General features: G+C 59.7%; 16 protein-coding genes. 12 read left to right on the top strand and 4 right to left on the bottom strand.

The genetic code is table 11. The features are described 5' to 3' along the window. Positions 1-222: 222 nt before the first annotated feature. The 9 genes from RDA78_RS00770 (at position 223) to hemP (ending at position 8,841) form a co-directional block, all read left to right on the top strand. Positions 223-993, top strand: coding sequence for an ABC transporter ATP-binding protein (locus RDA78_RS00770; protein WP_434053473.1), 771 nt, complete (start codon positions 223-225; stop codon positions 991-993). Further along, positions 990-1,697, top strand: coding sequence for an ABC transporter ATP-binding protein (locus RDA78_RS00765; protein WP_434053472.1), 708 nt, complete (start codon positions 990-992; stop codon positions 1,695-1,697). Before RDA78_RS00770 ends, RDA78_RS00765 begins: the two co-directional genes overlap by 4 nt. 5 nt (positions 1,698-1,702) lie before the next feature. Beyond that, on the top strand, positions 1,703-2,575 hold the full coding sequence (locus tag RDA78_RS00760) for a branched-chain amino acid ABC transporter permease (protein ID WP_434053471.1): 873 nt from the start codon (positions 1,703-1,705) through the stop codon (positions 2,573-2,575). A 14-nt stretch (positions 2,576-2,589) separates the two neighbouring features. Beyond that, positions 2,590-3,555, top strand: a complete 966-nt coding sequence (locus RDA78_RS00755) for a branched-chain amino acid ABC transporter permease (RefSeq protein WP_434053470.1) — start codon at positions 2,590-2,592, stop codon at positions 3,553-3,555. Between the two features lie 95 nt (positions 3,556-3,650). After that, complete coding sequence (locus RDA78_RS00750) at positions 3,651-4,856, top strand: ABC transporter substrate-binding protein (RefSeq protein ID WP_434053469.1); 1,206 nt, start codon at positions 3,651-3,653, stop codon at positions 4,854-4,856. A 527-nt stretch (positions 4,857-5,383) separates the two neighbouring features. Beyond that, entirely contained in the window at positions 5,384-6,562 is a 1,179-nt protein-coding gene (locus tag RDA78_RS00745) for an NAD(P)/FAD-dependent oxidoreductase (RefSeq protein ID WP_434053468.1), read from the top strand. Between the two features lie 93 nt (positions 6,563-6,655). Further along, the gene (locus RDA78_RS00740) at positions 6,656-7,693 is read left to right on the top strand and encodes a LacI family DNA-binding transcriptional regulator (RefSeq protein WP_434053467.1); all 1,038 of its coding nucleotides are present in this window, start codon (positions 6,656-6,658) and stop codon (positions 7,691-7,693) included. Positions 7,694-7,775: 82 nt separating this feature from the next. Then, positions 7,776-8,240, top strand: coding sequence for an iron-responsive transcriptional regulator RirA (rirA, locus tag RDA78_RS00735; protein WP_434053466.1), 465 nt, complete (start codon positions 7,776-7,778; stop codon positions 8,238-8,240). A gap of 385 nt (positions 8,241-8,625) precedes the next feature. Next, positions 8,626-8,841: a hemin uptake protein HemP gene (gene hemP, locus RDA78_RS00730; RefSeq protein ID WP_434053465.1), complete on the top strand. Its 216-nt coding sequence runs from the start codon at positions 8,626-8,628 to the stop codon at positions 8,839-8,841. A gap of 180 nt (positions 8,842-9,021) precedes the next feature. On the opposite strand, the gene RDA78_RS00725 is transcribed toward hemP, so the two are convergent. From RDA78_RS00725 to betI, 4 genes are all read right to left on the bottom strand, one after another. Further along, on the bottom strand, positions 9,022-10,305 hold the full coding sequence (locus RDA78_RS00725; protein ID WP_434053464.1) for an adenylate/guanylate cyclase domain-containing protein: 1,284 nt from the start codon (positions 10,303-10,305) through the stop codon (positions 9,022-9,024). Positions 10,306-10,436: 131 nt separating this feature from the next. Further along, positions 10,437-11,900 carry a betaine-aldehyde dehydrogenase gene (betB, locus tag RDA78_RS00720; protein WP_434053463.1) on the bottom strand — a complete coding sequence of 488 codons (1,464 nt, stop codon included), beginning with the start codon at positions 11,898-11,900 and terminating at the stop codon, positions 10,437-10,439. A 45-nt stretch (positions 11,901-11,945) separates the two neighbouring features. Continuing rightward, positions 11,946-13,604, bottom strand: coding sequence for a choline dehydrogenase (betA, locus tag RDA78_RS00715; RefSeq protein ID WP_434053462.1), 1,659 nt, complete (start codon positions 13,602-13,604; stop codon positions 11,946-11,948). Between the two features lie 14 nt (positions 13,605-13,618). Beyond that, positions 13,619-14,221: a transcriptional regulator BetI gene (gene betI / locus RDA78_RS00710; RefSeq protein ID WP_434053461.1), complete on the bottom strand. Its 603-nt coding sequence runs from the start codon at positions 14,219-14,221 to the stop codon at positions 13,619-13,621. 225 nt (positions 14,222-14,446) lie between these two features. Here betI and RDA78_RS00705 point away from each other — a divergent pair, with 225 nt between their 5' ends. From RDA78_RS00705 to choV, 3 genes are all read left to right on the top strand, one after another. Beyond that, positions 14,447-15,394 (top strand): choline ABC transporter substrate-binding protein, encoded by a 948-nt coding sequence (locus tag RDA78_RS00705; RefSeq protein WP_434053460.1) that lies wholly within the window; start codon positions 14,447-14,449, stop codon positions 15,392-15,394. A gap of 74 nt (positions 15,395-15,468) precedes the next feature. Then, positions 15,469-16,311, top strand: coding sequence for a choline ABC transporter permease subunit (choW, locus tag RDA78_RS00700; RefSeq protein WP_434053459.1), 843 nt, complete (start codon positions 15,469-15,471; stop codon positions 16,309-16,311). Beyond that, a complete protein-coding gene (choV, locus tag RDA78_RS00695) occupies positions 16,308-17,354 on the top strand; it encodes a choline ABC transporter ATP-binding protein (protein WP_434053458.1) in 1,047 nt (348 codons plus the stop codon). The genes choW and choV overlap by 4 nt, the downstream gene beginning before the upstream one ends. The last annotated feature ends 106 nt before the right edge of the window (positions 17,355-17,460 follow it).

The raw sequence follows: 17,460 nt of genomic DNA, 5'->3' as shown, positions 1-17,460 counted from the left end.
GGCAGGCGAATTGCTCATTCCGCTGGTTCGGTTTTTTTGAAATATCTTGCCCTTTCTGACGAAAAAGCCGGTGATTACCGGTTGATTGCGCCGTCAATAAAGTTAGAAGGTCTCAACGCTGTGAGGGACTGCCTTGTGCGGGCCAAATGATCAACGCCAAAAGGCGGGGCACGGCGACACGAAAAAAGAAAGACCGCTTCAGGGGGGCGGCAAGGAGCTTGAATGCTTGAGCTTGACCAGCTCGTCATGGACTTCAGTGGTTTCAAGGCCGTCAATGGCTGCACGTTCCGCGTCGAAGAAAACAGCATCACCGGATTGATAGGCCCCAACGGGGCGGGAAAGACGACGCTCTTCAACCTCATTGCCGGGGCATTGCAGCCGACGAGCGGCAGCATCCGGTTCCTGGGGGAAGACGTCACAAGCCTTGCGAGCCATCAGCTGTTTCACAAGGGACTCGTCCGCACATTCCAGATCCCGCATGAGTTTCACAAACTCACCGCGCTTGAAAACCTGATGATGGTCCCGCCATCCCAGCCCGGCGAGAGTCTGTTCGCGAACTGGCTCGCGTGGGGACGGGTCAAATCCTCGGAAACCGAGGTGGAGCGCAAGGCCTATGAAACGCTCGAGTTTCTGGAATTGAGCCACGTCGCCCATGAACGCGCGGGCAACCTGTCGGGTGGTCAGAAGAAGCTTCTTGAACTCGGCCGGACTATGATGACCGACGCGAAGCTGGTGCTGCTTGACGAGCCTGCAGCCGGTGTCAACCGGACCCTCTTGCGCAAGCTGGAAGCCAAGATAGAGATCCTCAACAAGGAACGCGGCTACACATTCATCCTGATTGAACACGACATGGAAATGATCGAGAAGCTCTGCGACCCGGTTGTCTGCATGTCCGAAGGCCGGGTGCTGATCGAGGGCGACTTCCAGACCGTTCGCTCCGACCCGCAGGTTCTGGAAGCGTATCTGGGTGAAACGACGGGAGATGCCGCATGAGTGCGCTTCTGTCGATGGAGCACCTCACCGGCGGATATGGTGAGGCCGATATCCTGCACGATGTCTCCCTGTCCGTGTCGCAGGACGAGATTGTCGTCATTGTCGGCCCGAACGGCGCCGGCAAGTCCACGGCCATGAAGTCCGTTTTCGGATTGCTGACCATTCGTGGCGGCAAGATGCTTTTTGACGGTGATGACATCACCGGCTGGGCGCCGAACCGGATCGTGCAGCGCGGGATCTGCTACGTGCCGCAGGTGGACAACATCTTTCGGGAAATGTCGATCCAGGAAAATCTTGAAATGGGCGGTTTTCTCAAGACCGGCGATCTGTCGGCAGCCTATGACAGGGTGTATGAACTGTTCCCGGACCTGAAGGAGCGGCACAAGACGCTTGCAGGAAGCCTTTCCGGCGGTCAGCGCCAGATGGTCGCCATGGGACGCGCGCTGATGCTTGATCCGAAGCTGCTTCTGCTGGACGAGCCAACCGCAGGCCTGTCACCGAAATACATGGAACAGATTTTCCGGATCTGCCGCGATGTGCGCGATACCGGCGTTGCGATCCTGCTTGTCGAGCAGCATGCAAAGCAGGCGCTCGCCTTTGCCGACAGGGGATATGTTCTGGCCGCTGGCAAGAATCGCCACGGAGGCACGGGCGCGGATCTCCTCGCCGATCGTGAAGTCGCCGAAATGTTCCTGGGTGGGTGAGCGGCATGGATCCTTTTGAGCTTCTGAATTTCTACATCGTGCCGGGCATCGTGCTCGGATCCATCTACGCGCTGGGCGCGGTCGGGATCACGCTGATCTTCGGCATCCTGCGCTATGCCCATCTCGCGCACGGCGATCTGGCGACGCTTGGAGCGTTTCTGGCGCTGGCTGTCGTCACCGGGCTTGGTGTTTCGCCCTATGCCGCGCTTCCGGTTGCCATCATCGGAACGGCGGCAGTCGCGGTCGGGATCGACAAGGTCTTTTACGAACACCTGCGCGAGCGTCCGAAGATCGTGACGGTGATGGCCTCGCTCGGCATCGCGCTGATGATCCGCGCCGTCGTCCAGGTTGTCTGGGGTGTCGACACGCAAACCTATGCCCGCGGCATTGTCAGGCCCGAGGACTATTTCGGCATCCGTGTCCGTGACAGGGAACTTTACACGATCCTTGCCATGATCGTTCTTGTCGGTTTCCTGCAGGTTTTCCTGACGCGGTCCAAGTGGGGCAAGGCCATGCGCGCCATGTCCGACAATCCGAACCTCGCCTTGCTGTCCGGCATCGACAACAAGAAAGTGGTCATGCTGACCTGGGTGATCGCCGGCGGCCTCTGCGCCGCATCCGGCTTTTTCCTGGGGATCAACACCGAGCTGAAGGCCATGATGGGCTGGCACATGCTGCTGCCCATGTTCGCCGCCGCCATTCTGGGAGGTGTCGGACGGGTGGAAGGCGCCGTGCTCGGCGGTCTGATCGTCGGTGTCGCCGAGGAGGTCTCGGTGCTGTTCATTCCAAGCGAGTACAAGGCCGCCATGGCCTTTGCGATCTTGCTGTTCATGCTGCTTGTGCGCCCGACCGGGTTGCTCAAGGGCAAAGTGCTTTAAGCGGAGGGAGCAGGATGGAACTTCTGGGTCTCGTCAACTACGCCCTCTTCATGGCGATCTTCATCTGCATCTATGCCCTTCTGGCCCTCGGCCTGAATATCCAGTGGGGGTTTGCCGGCCTGTTCAACGCCGGTATCGCGGGTTTCTTCGCCGTCGGCGCTTACACCTCAGCCATCATCTCGACACCGCCTGCAGACGGCCGCATCGGCGGTTTCGACCTGCACTTCGTTGTCGGCTGGATCGCCGCCATGCTGGCCGCCGCCCTGGTGGCCTGGCCGATCGGCAAGATCTGTCTGCGCTTCCGTTCAGACTATCTGGCCATCGCCACCATCGGCATCGCCGAGATCATCCGTCTGGTGATCAAGTCAGAGCCTGCTCTGACCAATGGTGCGCGCGGCATTTCCAGCATTCCCCGCCCGGCTGGCGATCTTGCCTACATGGAGTCCCAGATCGCTTACCTGGTCATCGTGCTCGCGGTTCTGATCGCGGCCTATTTCCTGGTCGAGCGCCAGTTCAATGCACCCTGGGGCCGCATGATGCGCGCCATCCGCGACAATGAAGACGCGGCCAAGGCAATGGGCAAGAATGTTGAATTCCGCCGTCTCGAGGCCTTCATCTTCGGCGCGGCCCTGATGGGGCTTGGCGGCGCGCTGTTTGCCCATTTCAACCGCTCGATCACGCCGGAAGCCATCGATCCGATGGTGGCGACGTTCCTGATCTGGATCATGTTGATTCTGGGCGGATCCGGCAACAATCGCGGCGCGATACTCGGCGCAGCTGTCGTTTGGATCATTTGGTCCGTTTCAGAGATTGCAACCGACCGTCTTCCGACTGAATATGCGGTCCAGGCAAAGTACATCCGCTTGTTCCTGATCGGCCTCATGCTGCAGCTCGTGCTGCGCTTCCGGCCGGAAGGGCTGCTTCCCGAGCCTTTGAGGGGAGACCAGCGGGTAACGAAATCCGGGGCGGACCGCAATTAGGCCCGCTCCTCGGACCGTGCACCCTTGTTTGAAGGGCGCCGGAGCCGGAATTTCCAAAGACCCGGCAAAGACCGGATTATGAGGAGGTACTCTTGATGAAAACCAAGTTTCTTGCACTTGCCGCCGGTATGATGGCTGCAACCGCACTCGCATCCGTACCCGCACAGGCTGATGTCAAAATCGGTCTGATCGGCGGCGTGTCCGGACCGATTGCAGCCATGGCGCCTGCCATGATCGACGCGGCACAGTTGGCCGTTCAGCAGGTCAATGAGCAGGGCGGCATCGGTGCCGGTGAAACCCTGGTGGGCGTCGTCGGAGACAGCGCCTGCAACCCGCAAGGCGGTACGGACGCAGCCACAAAAGCGGTCAACATCGAAGGCGTTGTCGGCATCGTCGGTCCCCACTGCTCAGGCGCTGTTCTGGCAGCTGCCGGATCGGTCACGATCCCGGCCGGCATCGCACTGATCACGCCGTCCGGCACCTCGCCGGAAATCTCCGGCCTGGAAGACAAGGGCACTGTGTTCCGCACCGTGCCGTCCGATGACTACCAGGGCCGCGCACTTGCCCGCACCATGAAGGACATGGGCTATGGCAAGGTTGCTGTTGCCTACCTCAACAACGACTACGGCACCGGTCTCGCCAACGCGTTCAAGGCCGAGTATGTCGATGAACTCGGCGGTGACATCACCCAGTTCGCCGCGCACGAGGAAGGCAAGGCATCCTATCGCTCCAACCTGGCGGAACTCGCCAAGGGCGGCGCGGACACGCTCGTGATCTTCGACTACGGCGACGGCACCGGCCTCACCATCCTGCGCCAGGCACTGGAAAACGGCTTCTTCGACAAGTTCGTCGGTGGTGACGGCATGAAGTCCGACGCCGTGATCAACGAACTGGGCGCGGAAAACCTGTCGACGTTCGTGGCGTCCTCGCCGGTCGGCGAGGCTTCCGAGTCCCTCGACATGTTCAACGAGGCCTTCAAGGGCGTTGGCGGTGACCCGGATGCGATCTTCGCCAACACATCCTACGACGCTGCGTTCCTGCTGGCACTGGCCGTTGAAAAGGCCGGCGGCAAGAAGGAAGACGTTGCTGCAGCCGTCGTTGACGTCTCCAACGGCGAAGGCGAGGCAATCCTTCCGGGCGAATGGAAGAAGGCCAAGGAACTGATCGCGGCCGGTACCGCCATCGACTACAAGGGCGCCGCCGGTGATCACAACTTCGATGCCAAGGGCGATGTTCCGGGAACCTACGCTCTATTCGAAGTCGGCTCCAACGGCTTCGAGACCATCACCGAGATGAAATAAGCTTTTTCTGCAAAAGAGCTTCGATGACGCCGGCGGTTCGAAAGAACCGCCGGTTTTGTTTTGGCCTCATCGTTCACTGCTTTGGTGAGAGTGTACAAGCGCTATCGCATTCCACCAATCTTCTTCATCCTGACTTGGCATTGGACGAAAAAGTTCTTTCTCAATGATGTAAGTTCCACAGCACTTTCCAAGCCAAGCGGCAGTGGGTCATGCTCTTCAATGACGGAAAACGCCAGGCGCAAAGGCCTCATCCTGAGGAAGCGCGAGCGCGCTGTCTCGAAGGATGCGCGGCTGGTTCAGACCCATGTGGCTCATCCTTCGGGACGGACCTGAAGGTCCTCCTCAAGATGAGGGTGTAATTCGGTAGCCGCCCAATTCTGCTTTCACCATCCGGACGCAGCAGAGCGGAGATCCGGATGTCGAAAAAGGACTGTTGCGCTATCTCGTCTGCAATAGGTATTGCATAGGAAGAAAACACCGCAAGAACACCCTTACTCCCACGCTCCGAACCCGCTATAAGCCCGCCCATGCGTGATCTGGATGTTCTTGTACTCGGCGGCGGTGCCGCCGGTCTGATGTGTGCGATTGAAGCGGCGAAGCGCGGACGCAAGGTCCTGGTTGTCGACCATGCCAAGCGGCCGGCGGACAAGATCCGGATATCGGGCGGCGGACGTTGCAACTTCACCAACCTGCACTGTACGCCTGCAAATTTTCTGTCGCAGAACCCGCGCTTCTGTGTGTCGGCGCTAAAGCGCTACACCCAGCACGATTTCCTGGCGCTTGTCGAGCGCCACCGCATTTCATGGCACGAAAAAACCCTTGGCCAGCTCTTCTGCGATAACAGCGCCAAAGACATCATCCGCATGCTTCTGGATGAACTCGAGGCGGCGGGCGGAACGCTGCAGCTGGAAACAGGTATCAAGGCGGTCGAAAAACCGGACGATTGGTTTTCGGTCGCAACGTCGAAAGGGCCGCTCAGGGCGAAATCGCTTGTTGTCGCGACAGGCGGACCATCGATCCCGAAAATGGGTGCGACCGGATTTGGCTATGACCTTGCCCGGCAATTCGGCCAGGACGTGGTTCAGCCGCGCGCGGCGCTGGTACCTCTGACCTTTTCCGATGCCAACAAGGATTTGTGCGCAAGGCTGTCCGGCATATCGGTCGATGCCTGCGTCTCCTTCGGCAAGACGGTGTTTCGCGAGGGGCTGCTGTTCACCCATCGCGGACTGTCCGGGCCCTCGATCCTTCAGATCTCGTCCTACTGGAAAGAAGGCAATCCGATTTCCGTCGACCTGCTGCCGCAAACGAACGTGTTCGACGTGCTTCGCAGCGCACGCGGGGACAGTCCGAAACAGGATCTGAGGACGGCGCTTACGCAATTGCTGCCCACACGGCTGGCTGAGGAACTTGCCGGGGCCTTTTCGCTTGGCGGCCGTCTGGCCGATCAGTCCGACAAGGTGCTGCGCCGGGCATCTGACCAGCTCAATCGTTGGCAGCTTACCCCGGTCGGGACGGAAGGCTACCGGACCGCGGAGGTCACGCTCGGCGGCGTGAACACGAAGGAATTGTCATCCAAGACGATGGAGAGCACCAAGGTGCCAGGCCTCTATTTCATCGGCGAGGTGGTCGACGTCACCGGGCACCTCGGCGGGTATAATTTTCAGTGGGCCTGGTCGTCCGGTCACGCAGCGGGTCAGTTCGTCTGATCGAACATGCAAATGCCCGCTGATCATGCGCTGCAGCAATTTTTGATGACCGTTCCTCATTGCGCTGTATACTCGGGCGAAAAAGAGGAACGAATGAAGCGCGTGACCATTCATGATGTGGCTGAGACAGCGGGGGTGAGCCTGGCGACAGTCGACAGGGTGCTGAACGGTCGTCCGGGAGTGCGAAAGGCAACCATCGAAAAGGTCAGGTCGGCCGCCGACGGCTTGAACTACAAGCCGGATGTCTTTGCCGCCGGTCTTGCCAAGAAGCGCGTCTACAGGCTGCACTTTCTCATTCCCGATGGACCGAATGCCTTCATGGAAGATCTCACGCGCGAAGCCAGGGCACACGCGGAAACCCTGAGCAGCGACCGGATAACCGTTCACGTGGAGCCGATCGACGCCTTTGACGGTCATCGGGTCGCGGGCACGCTCGCTGTCCTGGACAGGTCCGTGTGCGACGGCGTCGCGGTGGTCGCACCCGCATTCCCGGAGGTGAGGGCGGCCATCGACCGGCTGCAGGACCGGGGCGTTCCCGTCGTCACCCTCGTGTCCGATCACCCGGTCTCCGCGCGTCAGCACTTCGTCGGCATCGACAACACGGCAGCAGGCCGCACGGCCGGCCGTCTGCTCGGGCGCTTTCTGCCGCAAAACAAGGCCAAGATCGGTCTGATTGCGGGTTCCCTGGGATTGAGAGACCACGCAGAACGGTTCGCAGGCTGCAAGGAGATTGTCGAAACGAACTTCCCGCATCTTGAGCTTCTGAAGGTTCGCGAAGGGCGCGACGACAACGAGAAAAACGCAGACCTCGTGAAACGCCTGCTCAGGGAACACCCGGACCTTGCGGGTCTCTATAACATCGGTGCCGGAAACAGGGGCATCATCGCCGCGCTTTCAGAGCCGGATCCGCGAACTGACTTGGTTTTCGTCGGTCATGAGTTGACCCCTTATACCCGCGAGGCATTGCAAGCAGATGTCATGGATGCGGTGATTGCGCAGGATCCGGGCCACGAGATAAGAAGCGCCGTCCGGGTGCTCAAGGCGCTGTGCGACCGGGAACCGATCATCGAAGGCCAGGAGCGCATCGGCATCGATATTTTTCTGAAGGACAATCTTCCGGAAGTGCTGTGACAAAGACTTTTCTTTTCAAAGTGCCATTTTACACTCAGATTTTTTCGTTGACCTTTCAGACTCCGCGCCGCATATCTAGGACATGCGACTGACACAACAGACAAACTACGCTGTACGTGCCCTCATGTACTGCGCCGTTAACCCGGACAAGCCGAGCAAGGTTGCCGATATCGCAGCCAGCTTCGATATGTCGGAAACCCACCTCTTCAAGATTATGAAAGTCTTGGTCGATGCCAATCTGATCAAGACCATTCGTGGACGGAACGGAGGTGTCATGCTCGGGCGGCCGGCGGAGCAGATCTCGGTTGGCGAGGTCGTGCGTGCGGCCGAGGAGAGCTTTCTGCTTGCCGAGTGTTTCGATTCGGGTCGCAAGGATTGCCCGCTGATCATGTCCTGCGGCTTCAATGGACTGTTGCATGAGGCCCTTGAGGCATTCATGGCGGTTCTGGACACGAAGTCGATTGCAGATCTCTCCGAAGACAGGTTCGGCATGCGCGATCTGCTGAAGATCGATGTGAAGGAAACGCCGATCGCCGCCAACGCCTGAGACAGCGTCAGTCCGCCAAATTGCACAAAGCGCCACCATCCGGTCGGCGCTTTTTTGTTTCTGGAAGTCCCGACACGTTACGTTGCATGTCGAGCGTGCGCTCGGGAAAAGGCCGGGCTGGCTTGCCGCTGAGGGAGAGGAGAGGGCGGTTGGCTGGCCTGGCATTTTTCGTCTGCGGTTCCCCGCAGACCCTGTTTCGCTCAAAACCGGAGGACGCGATTTCCAGTTCCGTATCGATCAGGCATTGCCTTGATAGGAAAAGTTGAGTATGAGTGTCAAGTATAAAGTTGAGTAAGAAACTCACCTTTTAATCGTTCTTAATTGGACGCCGGAATGAGCCTCCTTAATCCGGCAAAACAGCATAGGCCAGGGACCGATAGTGCACATGACACTCACCGCCAACAGCCAGAAGCGACGCCTCTCAATTTCGTCCGTGGGCGGCTCAAGGACCGCCTTGGCGGGTAAAGCGGGCCGCGAACAGAAATCGGAATTCGATTCGCGCGAACTCTTCAGCGGTTTGAGACAGATCCAGATCCAGCACAATGAAGACACTTATCGCCTCTCCATCACCAAACAGGGAAAACTGATCCTCACAAAGTGATGCCGGAACCCGCAACGTTGCCGCGATCGCTCCCCATATATTGAGGCGAGCGCGCACACCGGAAAAGGGAATATCGTTGAGATCTCTGAAGATCGCACGGTTTCCCTGCCCCTTCCCCCGACCCACTTGGGGGAAGGGGACTTGAAATCATGGGCCCGTCACGGGACGGGTAAACGGACATCAGGCTGAATAGATTGCAACGGGTTTGCCAACGCCGCGCAGGGCGTGCTCGCCCATTTCGTTCAGGCTTGTCCTGAGGTCACCTGCGAGCGCGTTGCGAACAGGTTCCGTCAGCAGCAGTTCCTGCCCCAGGGGTTTGCACAGCGACTCCACACGGCTGGTTTCATTGACAGCGCGCCCGATCACGGTGAAGTCAAGGCGCTCCTCGCCGCCCACATTGCCAAAGAAGACCTCGCCTCTGTGGAGCCCGATCCCGATCTTGAGAGGATGCCACAGACCGGTTTCAGGCAGGTCATCGGGCGGCGCATCGTTCAAGGCCTCGATTGCGTCCAGCGCCTTTCGCGCAGCCTTAAGGGCGGCGGTCGCCGCCGCCCCTTCGCCAAGGGCTTTCTGATCGAAAACCGCGAGAACGCCATCGCCCATGAATTTCAGGATGTCGCCGCCGTGACTCAGAACGGCTTCGGAGATCCGGTCGAAATAGGCGTTCAGGATGGCTGTCACTTCCGGTCCGCTGAGCCGGTCGGCAAGCTGGGTGAAACCTCGCATGTCGGCCATGAAGACGACGGCCTGAATGGCTTCGCCGTCGCCGCGCCGGATTTCTCCGTCGAGCACGCGCCGTCCCGCGATCGGACCGAGATAGGTATCGGCGACGTTGCGCGCAATGCGCTGCACGATGTGACGCTCGACATGGAGCGCCAGCAGGTCGATCAACCGGCGGATCTCTTCCTTGTCCGAGGTGTCGAACCCGCCGGGCCGCGTCGTTCCGAACGTCATCGCGTTGAAGGTCTTGCCCGAGGCACTCAGGGGAAGCGCGACATAGGACGTGAACCCTTGTTCGGCGAGTTCCTGCATCAGGGGGGAGGACGTCCGCCCGTCTTCGGTTTCCAGGTCGACCCTGATCATCTGGCCTTCCATGATCACCTTGTAGAGCGGATTGCGCGTGAACGCGGCTTCATTGACCGCACCCGCATCGGCGGCAATTTCATCGCACAATTCGTCGACACTGCTCCAGAACCAGGAAAAACCGATCACCCTGGGGTGCAATGTGCCCATGTGAAGGGTGCAGCGATCAATGCCGAGGTCGGCCGCCTTGCACCGCCACATGAATTCCTCGAACATCAGCATCACGTTGTCGATCCGCGTTGCCTCGTGCAACAGCCAACTATGCAGATCCTCTGTCGTCTGATGATCGGGTGCGCAGGACGCTCCGCGCTGTGACCGGTTGAGAACGTATACGTGCGGTGCATAGCTGCGCGGCGCGGGATCAAGCACGGTGCGGGTCATACGGTTTCCTGACGAATCTGTGTTGACGTTAATCTGGTTTGCCGCGAAGAAACTTCAATCTGTTACTGTGCCATGAAACGAAAAATCCCCGGGTGAACCGGGGATTTCGGCTCCAACTGCAAAGCGCGTCGTCAGAAAGCGGCTTCGACGCCATCCATTTCGACATAGACGCTTTTCAACTGGCTGTAATACTCGATCGCCGCGTGACCGTTTTCCCGCCCGATCCCTGATTTCTTGTAGCCGCCAAAGGGCATCTCGATCGGGGTAAGGTTATAAGTGTTGATCCAGCAAGTGCCCGCTTGCAGCCTGCTGATCACCCTGTGCGCGCGCTGAATGTCTTTGGTAAATACACCGGCCGCGAGGCCGAATTCTGTGGCATTCGCGCGGGTGACCACGTCATCTTCGTCATCGAAGTCGAGTACGCTGAGCACAGGACCGAAAATCTCCTCCTGTGCGATCGTCATGGTGTCCGTGACATCGGCAAAGACGGTCGGCTCAACGAAGTATCCGTCCGGGAAACTCGGCACTTCGGCCGTGCCGCCGCCGCATACGAGCCGGGCACCTTCGTCTTGTCCAACCTTCAGATAGTGGAGGACCTTTTCGAGCTGTGCCTTGGAGACAAGCGGGCCGATCGTTGTTGCCTCGTCCAGCGGATCGCCGAGCACTGCATTTGCCGTGCGTTCGGCAAGCCGTGAGAGAAACCGTTCCTTGATTGCGGTATGGACGAAAACCCGTGTGCCGTTCGAGCAGATCTGCCCGGTCGAATAGAAGTTGGCATTGATTGCAGCAGAGACCGCATTCTCGACATCTGCATCATCGAAAATGATCAGTGGGGATTTGCCACCCAGTTCAAGCGTCGTTTTCTTCAGGTGCTCGCCTGCGAGGGCTGCAACCTTGGCACCAGTCGGCACCGACCCCGTCAGCGAAACCTTGGCAATGTCGGGATGCGCCACCATTTTCGCACCGACATCGCCAAATCCCTGGATGACGTTGAAGACGCCGTCCGGAAGTCCCGCTTCGGTGAAGGCTTCGGCCAGCTTGAGCGCGCTCAGGGGTGTGACTTCGGACGGCTTGAAAATCATGGCATTGCCGCAGACAAGCGCCGGTGCCGACTTCCAGCAGGCGATCTGGATAGGGTAATTCCAGGCGCCGATCCCGAAGCAGATCCCCAGCGGTTCGCGCTTGGTGTAGGCGAACGAGCCGCCAAGGTCGATGTGTTCACCGGTGAGCGTTGCTGCGAGACCACCATAGTATTCCAGGCAGTCCGCTCCGGAGGCTGCATCCGCGACAAGGGTTTCCTGCAGGGGCTTGCCGGTATCAAGCGTCTCCAGGATGGACAGCTCACGGTTTTTCTCTCTCAGGATGTCGGCCGCCCGGCGCAGCACGCGGCCCCGCTCGGCCGGCGGCGTCTCCGCCCAGGCCTGCTGGCCTTTCTTGGCGGCGGAGATCGCCGCTTCGATGACGGCATCGTCGGCCGGTGTGATGTGGGCAATCGTCTCACCGGTCGCGGGATAGACACTGTCGAACGGAGTTCCCGACCGGCTTTCCAAATAGGACCCGCCGACGAAGTGTGAGGCATTCGGTTGGGCGCGCATTGAAGTGCTCCTGCAAAGGGCTGTGACCGGCGCTCCGGCCAGAATTCAGCGTTGACTGTTTTCCCAGTCCGGGTGGATCCAGGGCTGTTGATTGGAGGCCGGAAGTGGGTCCCTGCCGAGAATATGGTCGGAGGCTTTCTCTCCGACCATGATCGATGGTCCGTTGAGGTTGCCGTTTGTGATCAATGGAAAGATGGAACTGTCGGCGACGCGCAATCCGTCGACACCGATCACACGGCATTCCGGATCGACCACCGCCAGCGGATCGTCCTTGGCGCCCATCCTGCAGGTGCCGCACGGATGGTAGGCGCTTTCCACATGTTCGCGGATGAAATCGTTCAGCTGCTCGTCGCTCTGCACCGTGTCGCCCGGCTGGATTTCCTTGCCGCGATAATCGGCGAAAGCGTCCTGGCCGAAGATCTCCCGCGTCAGCCTGATGCAGGTCCTGAAGTCTTCCCAGTCCTCGTCATGCGACATGTAGTTGAAGAGGATGGATGGTTTGTCCTTCGGGTCGGAGGATGTCAGCGACACGTGCCCACGCGATTTCGAGCGCATCGGTCCGACATGCGCCTGAAAACCGTGCCCTTCTGCTGCTGCCTGGCCGTCATAACGAACCGCAAAGGGCAGGAAGTGATACTGGATATCGGGATACTTGACGCCGGCCTTGCTGCGGATGAAGGCGCAGCTTTCGAACTGATTGGACGCGCCGAGGCCGTTCTTGAAGAACAGCCATTGTGCCCCGATCATGGCCTTGGAAAAGAGGTTCCAGTGTTTGTAGAGGGTGATCGGCTGCGAGCAGGCCTGCTGGATATAGAGCTCCAGGTGATCCTGCAGGTTGGCACCGACGCCGGGCCGGTCGGCGACAACATCGATGCCGATTTCTTTCAGTTGCTCTGCCGGCCCGATGCCAGAGAGCATCAGGATCTTCGGCGAATTGATCGATGAGGCGGCAAGGATAACCTCGCGCGTCGCCTTGACTTCCTGGATTTCGCCACCGACCTCGAACTCGACACCGACGGCGCGGTTGTTCTCGATCAGAACCTTGCGGACAAGGGCGCCCTTGATGAGATCCAGGTTGCCGCGTTTGAGAGCGGGTTTGAGGTAGGCGTTTGCGGCTGACCAGCGGCGGCCCTTGTGGACCGTCATTTCCATGTCGCCGAATCCTTCCTGCTTCTCGCCGTTGTAGTCCTCGGTGATTTCGTACCCCGCCTGCCGGCCGGCGTCCCGGAACGCATGGAACAGCGGGTTCCACTTGGTGCCGCGTTTGACGTGCAGCGGCCCGTCCGTGCCGCGCCATCCGGCCTGGCCCTGCGGGTTCTGCTCCTGCCGCTTGTAGTAGGGCAGCACGTGCCGGTAGCCCCAGCCGCGTGCGCCCATCTCTTCCCAGGTGTCGAAGTCGCAGGCATGTCCGCGCACATAGACCATACCGTTGATCGAAGACGAGCCGCCGATCACCTTGCCGCGCGGCGTCGCGAGGCGGCGCCCGCCAAGATGAGGTTCAGGTTCACTCTCATAGCCCCAGTCATAAATCGGCATGTTCATGGGGTAGGAGAGCGCGGCCGGCATCTGGATCAGCGGTCCGACGTCCGTGCCGCCGAACTCCAGCACCAGAACCCTGTTCTGAGGATCCTCGGAAAGGCGGCTGGCCATCGCGCAACCGGCGGACCCGGCCCCTACGATGATGAAGTCAAACGCGTCGGTCATTGAGAAGCTCCGGCTCAGTGGTCCCTGCTGCGGCCCGCATGAGCGGCAATCTGGTTTTCAACATAGTCCTCGACCATTGCGATGGCCGCCTGCCTGTCGGTCTGCGCGTCGCTCAATGCCTGCCGGATCCAGACACCGTCGATCATGGACGCGGTGCCTTCAGCAACCCGGCGCGCTTCGTCCCTGGGAAGGAAGAAACGCAGATTGTAGGTCAGGTTGGAGGCGAGCCTCGCGGCATAGATCCGCAAAAGGCGGCTGTTGCTTTGAGTGGTTCTGGACTGGACATAAAAGGCCAGCCAGGCCGCGATCACCGCCGGCTGAAACTGGTCCACGGCGAAGTTGCCCGTGATGATCGCGGAGATGCGCTCACGCGGTGTTTCTGCCTTGGCGAGGTTCTCGCGGATGGCGCGCCCGAGTTCCGTGAGCAAGTGCCGCATTGTTGCTGCAAGCAATTGATCTTTCGATCCGAAATAATGGTGAACAAGACCGCCGGAAACGCCCGCGCGCTTGGCGATCTGGGCCATCGTGACGTCGCTGTAACCGCGTTCGTGTATCGCATCCACGGTGGCATCGATGAGGCTCCGCCGCCGCTGTGCCTCCATTCCGACTTTGGGCATCCTGATCTCCGGACTTTTCCGATTCTTATTTTTAATTGATCAATCAATCAATGAAAACTTGCAAAATGTCGCTACGGATGCTTGGATTGATGCGGGACAGGGGTTGGCAGACGGAAGGGGCACGTATCAAACTGCACCCGGAGATCCGGAGGTCGAGGTTTGCGCCTCAAGCGCGGTGTCGCTCCCTGCACAAACGATAAATTGCTTTCCAAAGGAGGTATACTCATGAACATTGCAGCGAAACTCGCTGGAGGCCTTGCATTGGCGGTCATGCTGTCCGGCACGGCGCTGGCCAGTGAACCGGAAGCCTGCAAGACGGTGCGTTTCTCGGATGTCGGCTGGACGGACATCACGGCGACCACCGCTGCGACGTCGGTCGTGCTCGAAGCACTCGGCTACGAGCCCGAGGTCAAGATCCTGTCGGTTCCCGTGACCTACGCGTCTCTGAAAAACAAGGACATCGACGTCTTCCTCGGCAACTGGATGCCGACCATGGAAGGGGACATCAAGGCCTATCGTGAAGACGGATCGGTTGAAACCGTGCGCGCCAATCTGGAAGGCGCGAAATACACGCTCGCCGTCCCGAAATACACCTACGACAAGGGCCTCAAGAGCTTTGCGGACATTGCCAAGTTCCGTGACGATCTCGACGGCAAGATCTACGGCATCGAGCCGGGCAACGACGGCAACCGCCTGATCATCGGCATGATCGACCAGAACCTCTTCGATCTGGAAGGCTTCGAGGTTGTCGAATCTTCCGAGCAGGGCATGCTCGCCCAGGTGGCCCGGGCCGGTAAGCGCGACAACGATATCGTCTTCCTCGGTTGGGAACCGCATCCGATGAACGCCAATTTCGAGATGGCCTATCTTGAAGGCGGCGATGACATCTTCGGCCCAAATTTCGGCGGTGCCACTGTCTACACCAACGTCCGTGCCGGGTACGTCGGTGAGTGCCCGAATGTCGGCAAGCTCCTCGAAAATCTTGAATTCTCGCTTGCGATGGAAAACGAGATCATGGGCGCGATCCTGAATGACGGCGAAGATCCGAACAAGGCGGCCGCCGCCTGGCTGAAGGTGCATCCGGCCACGTTCGAAAGCTGGCTGGTCGGGGTCAAGACCTTCGACGGCGGTGACAGCTTCGCTGCAGTCAAGAGTGCCCTTGGCGTCGAATAGGGCCTGAAACAGCGCCGGTGCGGACCCTCCGCCTGGCGCATTTTTTTTGAACTGAGACGAACCGGAGCAGCGGCTTGGACTGGCTTACAGAGTACAAATTGCCGATCGGGAAATGGGCGGAAGCCTTTTTTGACTGGCTGACCGTGAATGCCGCTTGGATCTTCGACGGCATATCGATATTTCTGGAGTCCCTGATCGACGGGATCCTGTGGTTGCTGCAAACCCCGCATCCGCTGGTGATTATCGCGATCGCCGCAGGTATCGGGTATGCGGTCCATCGCACCATTGCCTTCACGGTTTTCGTCATATTGGCGCTGCTCCTGACGATCAATCAGGGATATTGGGAAGAAACGACTGAAACGCTTTCTCTGGTGCTTGCAGCAGCGGTTGTCTGTATGGTCGCCGGTGTTCCAATAGGTGTCCTGGGCGCGCACAATCCCCGCTTTTATGCCGCGATCCGGCCCGTGCTCGATCTCATGCAGACCATCCCCACCTTCGTCTACCTGATCCCGGCGCTGATCCTATTCGGGCTTGGCATGGTGCCCGGCCTGATCGCGACCGTCATTTTTGCCATACCCGCCCCGATCCGCCTGACGCAGCTTGGCGTTTCTTCCACGCCGAAAGCACTGCTGGAAGCGGGCGAGGCATTTGGCGCCACGAAATCGCAGCTTCTCTGGAAGGTTGAGCTTCCCTATGCGCTGCCGCAGATCATGGCTGGTCTTACCCAGACCATCATGCTGTCGCTCTCCATGGTCGTGATCGCGGCGCTCGTCGGCGCGGATGGCCTCGGGGTGCCGACACTCCGGGCGTTGAACACCGTGAACATTGCCCAGGGCTTCGAGGTCGGCGTTTGCATCGTTTTGATTGCAATTGTCCTCGACAGGTTTTTCAGGAAAGAGGAAGGAGGCAAGCGATGAGTGACGTGGCAACAACTCCAATCGTCTCCTTCAAGGATGTCGACATCGTCTTTGGCGACAAACCCAAATCCGCCTTGCCGATGATTGATGCCGGCAAGACCCGGCAGGAAATCCAGGCCGAGACCGGTCAGATCCTGGGTGTTGCCGGCGCGAGCCTCGACATTCACGAGGGCGAGGTTCTGGTTCTGATGGGGCTGTCGGGCTCCGGAAAATCCACCTTGCTGCGCGCCGTCAACGGTCTCAACCCGGTCATCCGCGGCCAGGTCCAGGTTCATGACGGCAGCGGTTACGTGAACCCCGAAACCTGCTCCGCGAACGATCTCCGCGAATTGCGGCGCAGCCGCATTGCCATGGTGTTTCAGCAGTTCGGGCTGCTGCCCTGGCGCACCGTTTCGGAGAATGTCGGTTTTGGCCTTGAGCTCGCCGGCATGTCTCCCAAGGAGCGCGCGGCCAAGGTGGAAGGGCAACTGAAGCTGGTCGGCCTGTCCGGCTGGGGTGAAAAATACGTTCACGAGCTCTCCGGCGGCATGCAGCAGCGCGTCGGCCTCGCCCGCGCCTTTGCAACGGATGCCCCGATCCTGTTGATGGACGAACCGTTCTCCGCGCTTGATCCGCTCATCCGGGACAAGCTGCAGGATGAGCTTCTCGATCTTCAGAAGGAACTAAACCGGACGATCATCTTTGTCAGCCACGACCTGGACGAGGCAGCCAAGATCGGTTCGCGCATCGCCATCATGGAAGGCGGCCGCATCATCCAGCTCGGGACGCCCCAGGAAATCGTGAAGAATCCGGAAGACGGCTACGTCGCCGACTTTGTCAGCCACATGAACCCGCTCAATGTGCTCAGGGCGCGGGACATCATGGTTCCGCCCGGCAGTCTGCCGGGTTCCCTGGCAAGCGGGCTGACCTGCGAGGCGGGAACGCCTGTGCGCGAGGTTGCCAGGCTGAAGCGATCCAGCACCGAGCCTGTCGTGGTCCAGAAAGACGGTGCCATCGTCGGCGTTATCGGCGACGGCGAACTGCTCGACTGTATGCTGAAATGAGCTGAGGGCATGAGTGCCCTCGATCTTTCGTCTCGCTTTGCATCTGCCTTTCCACCGTCATCCCGGACGCAGCGAAGCGGAGATCCGGGATCGGGGAGGCGCTGCG

This window comes from Roseibium sp., assembly GCF_051016195.1.
GTDB lineage: Bacteria > Pseudomonadota > Alphaproteobacteria > Rhizobiales > Stappiaceae > Roseibium.
Note: the sequence above shows the minus strand (reverse complement) of the source record. Positions and strands in the feature narration are given on the sequence as shown.

What these genes read in the sequence shown, in the direction of transcription:
- RDA78_RS00755 (WP_434053470.1), top strand. Translation starts at nt 2,590, where the DNA reads ATGGAACTTCTGGGTCTCGTCAACTACGCCCTCTTCATGGCGATCTTC.
- RDA78_RS00750 (WP_434053469.1), top strand. Translation starts at nt 3,651, where the DNA reads ATGAAAACCAAGTTTCTTGCACTTGCCGCCGGTATGATGGCTGCAACC.
- RDA78_RS00740 (WP_434053467.1), top strand. Translation starts at nt 6,656, where the DNA reads ATGAAGCGCGTGACCATTCATGATGTGGCTGAGACAGCGGGGGTGAGC.
- RDA78_RS00770 (WP_434053473.1), top strand. Translation starts at nt 223, where the DNA reads ATGCTTGAGCTTGACCAGCTCGTCATGGACTTCAGTGGTTTCAAGGCC.
- rirA (WP_434053466.1), top strand. Translation starts at nt 7,776, where the DNA reads ATGCGACTGACACAACAGACAAACTACGCTGTACGTGCCCTCATGTAC.
- RDA78_RS00725 (WP_434053464.1), bottom strand. Translation starts at nt 10,305, where the DNA reads ATGACCCGCACCGTGCTTGATCCCGCGCCGCGCAGCTATGCACCGCAC.
- betI (WP_434053461.1), bottom strand. Translation starts at nt 14,221, where the DNA reads ATGCCCAAAGTCGGAATGGAGGCACAGCGGCGGCGGAGCCTCATCGAT.
- RDA78_RS00760 (WP_434053471.1), top strand. Translation starts at nt 1,703, where the DNA reads ATGGATCCTTTTGAGCTTCTGAATTTCTACATCGTGCCGGGCATCGTG.
- RDA78_RS00745 (WP_434053468.1), top strand. Translation starts at nt 5,384, where the DNA reads ATGCGTGATCTGGATGTTCTTGTACTCGGCGGCGGTGCCGCCGGTCTG.
- RDA78_RS00765 (WP_434053472.1), top strand. Translation starts at nt 990, where the DNA reads ATGAGTGCGCTTCTGTCGATGGAGCACCTCACCGGCGGATATGGTGAG.
- choV (WP_434053458.1), top strand. Translation starts at nt 16,308, where the DNA reads ATGAGTGACGTGGCAACAACTCCAATCGTCTCCTTCAAGGATGTCGAC.
- hemP (WP_434053465.1), top strand. Translation starts at nt 8,626, where the DNA reads ATGACACTCACCGCCAACAGCCAGAAGCGACGCCTCTCAATTTCGTCC.
- betA (WP_434053462.1), bottom strand. Translation starts at nt 13,604, where the DNA reads ATGACCGACGCGTTTGACTTCATCATCGTAGGGGCCGGGTCCGCCGGT.
- betB (WP_434053463.1), bottom strand. Translation starts at nt 11,900, where the DNA reads ATGCGCGCCCAACCGAATGCCTCACACTTCGTCGGCGGGTCCTATTTG.
- RDA78_RS00705 (WP_434053460.1), top strand. Translation starts at nt 14,447, where the DNA reads ATGAACATTGCAGCGAAACTCGCTGGAGGCCTTGCATTGGCGGTCATG.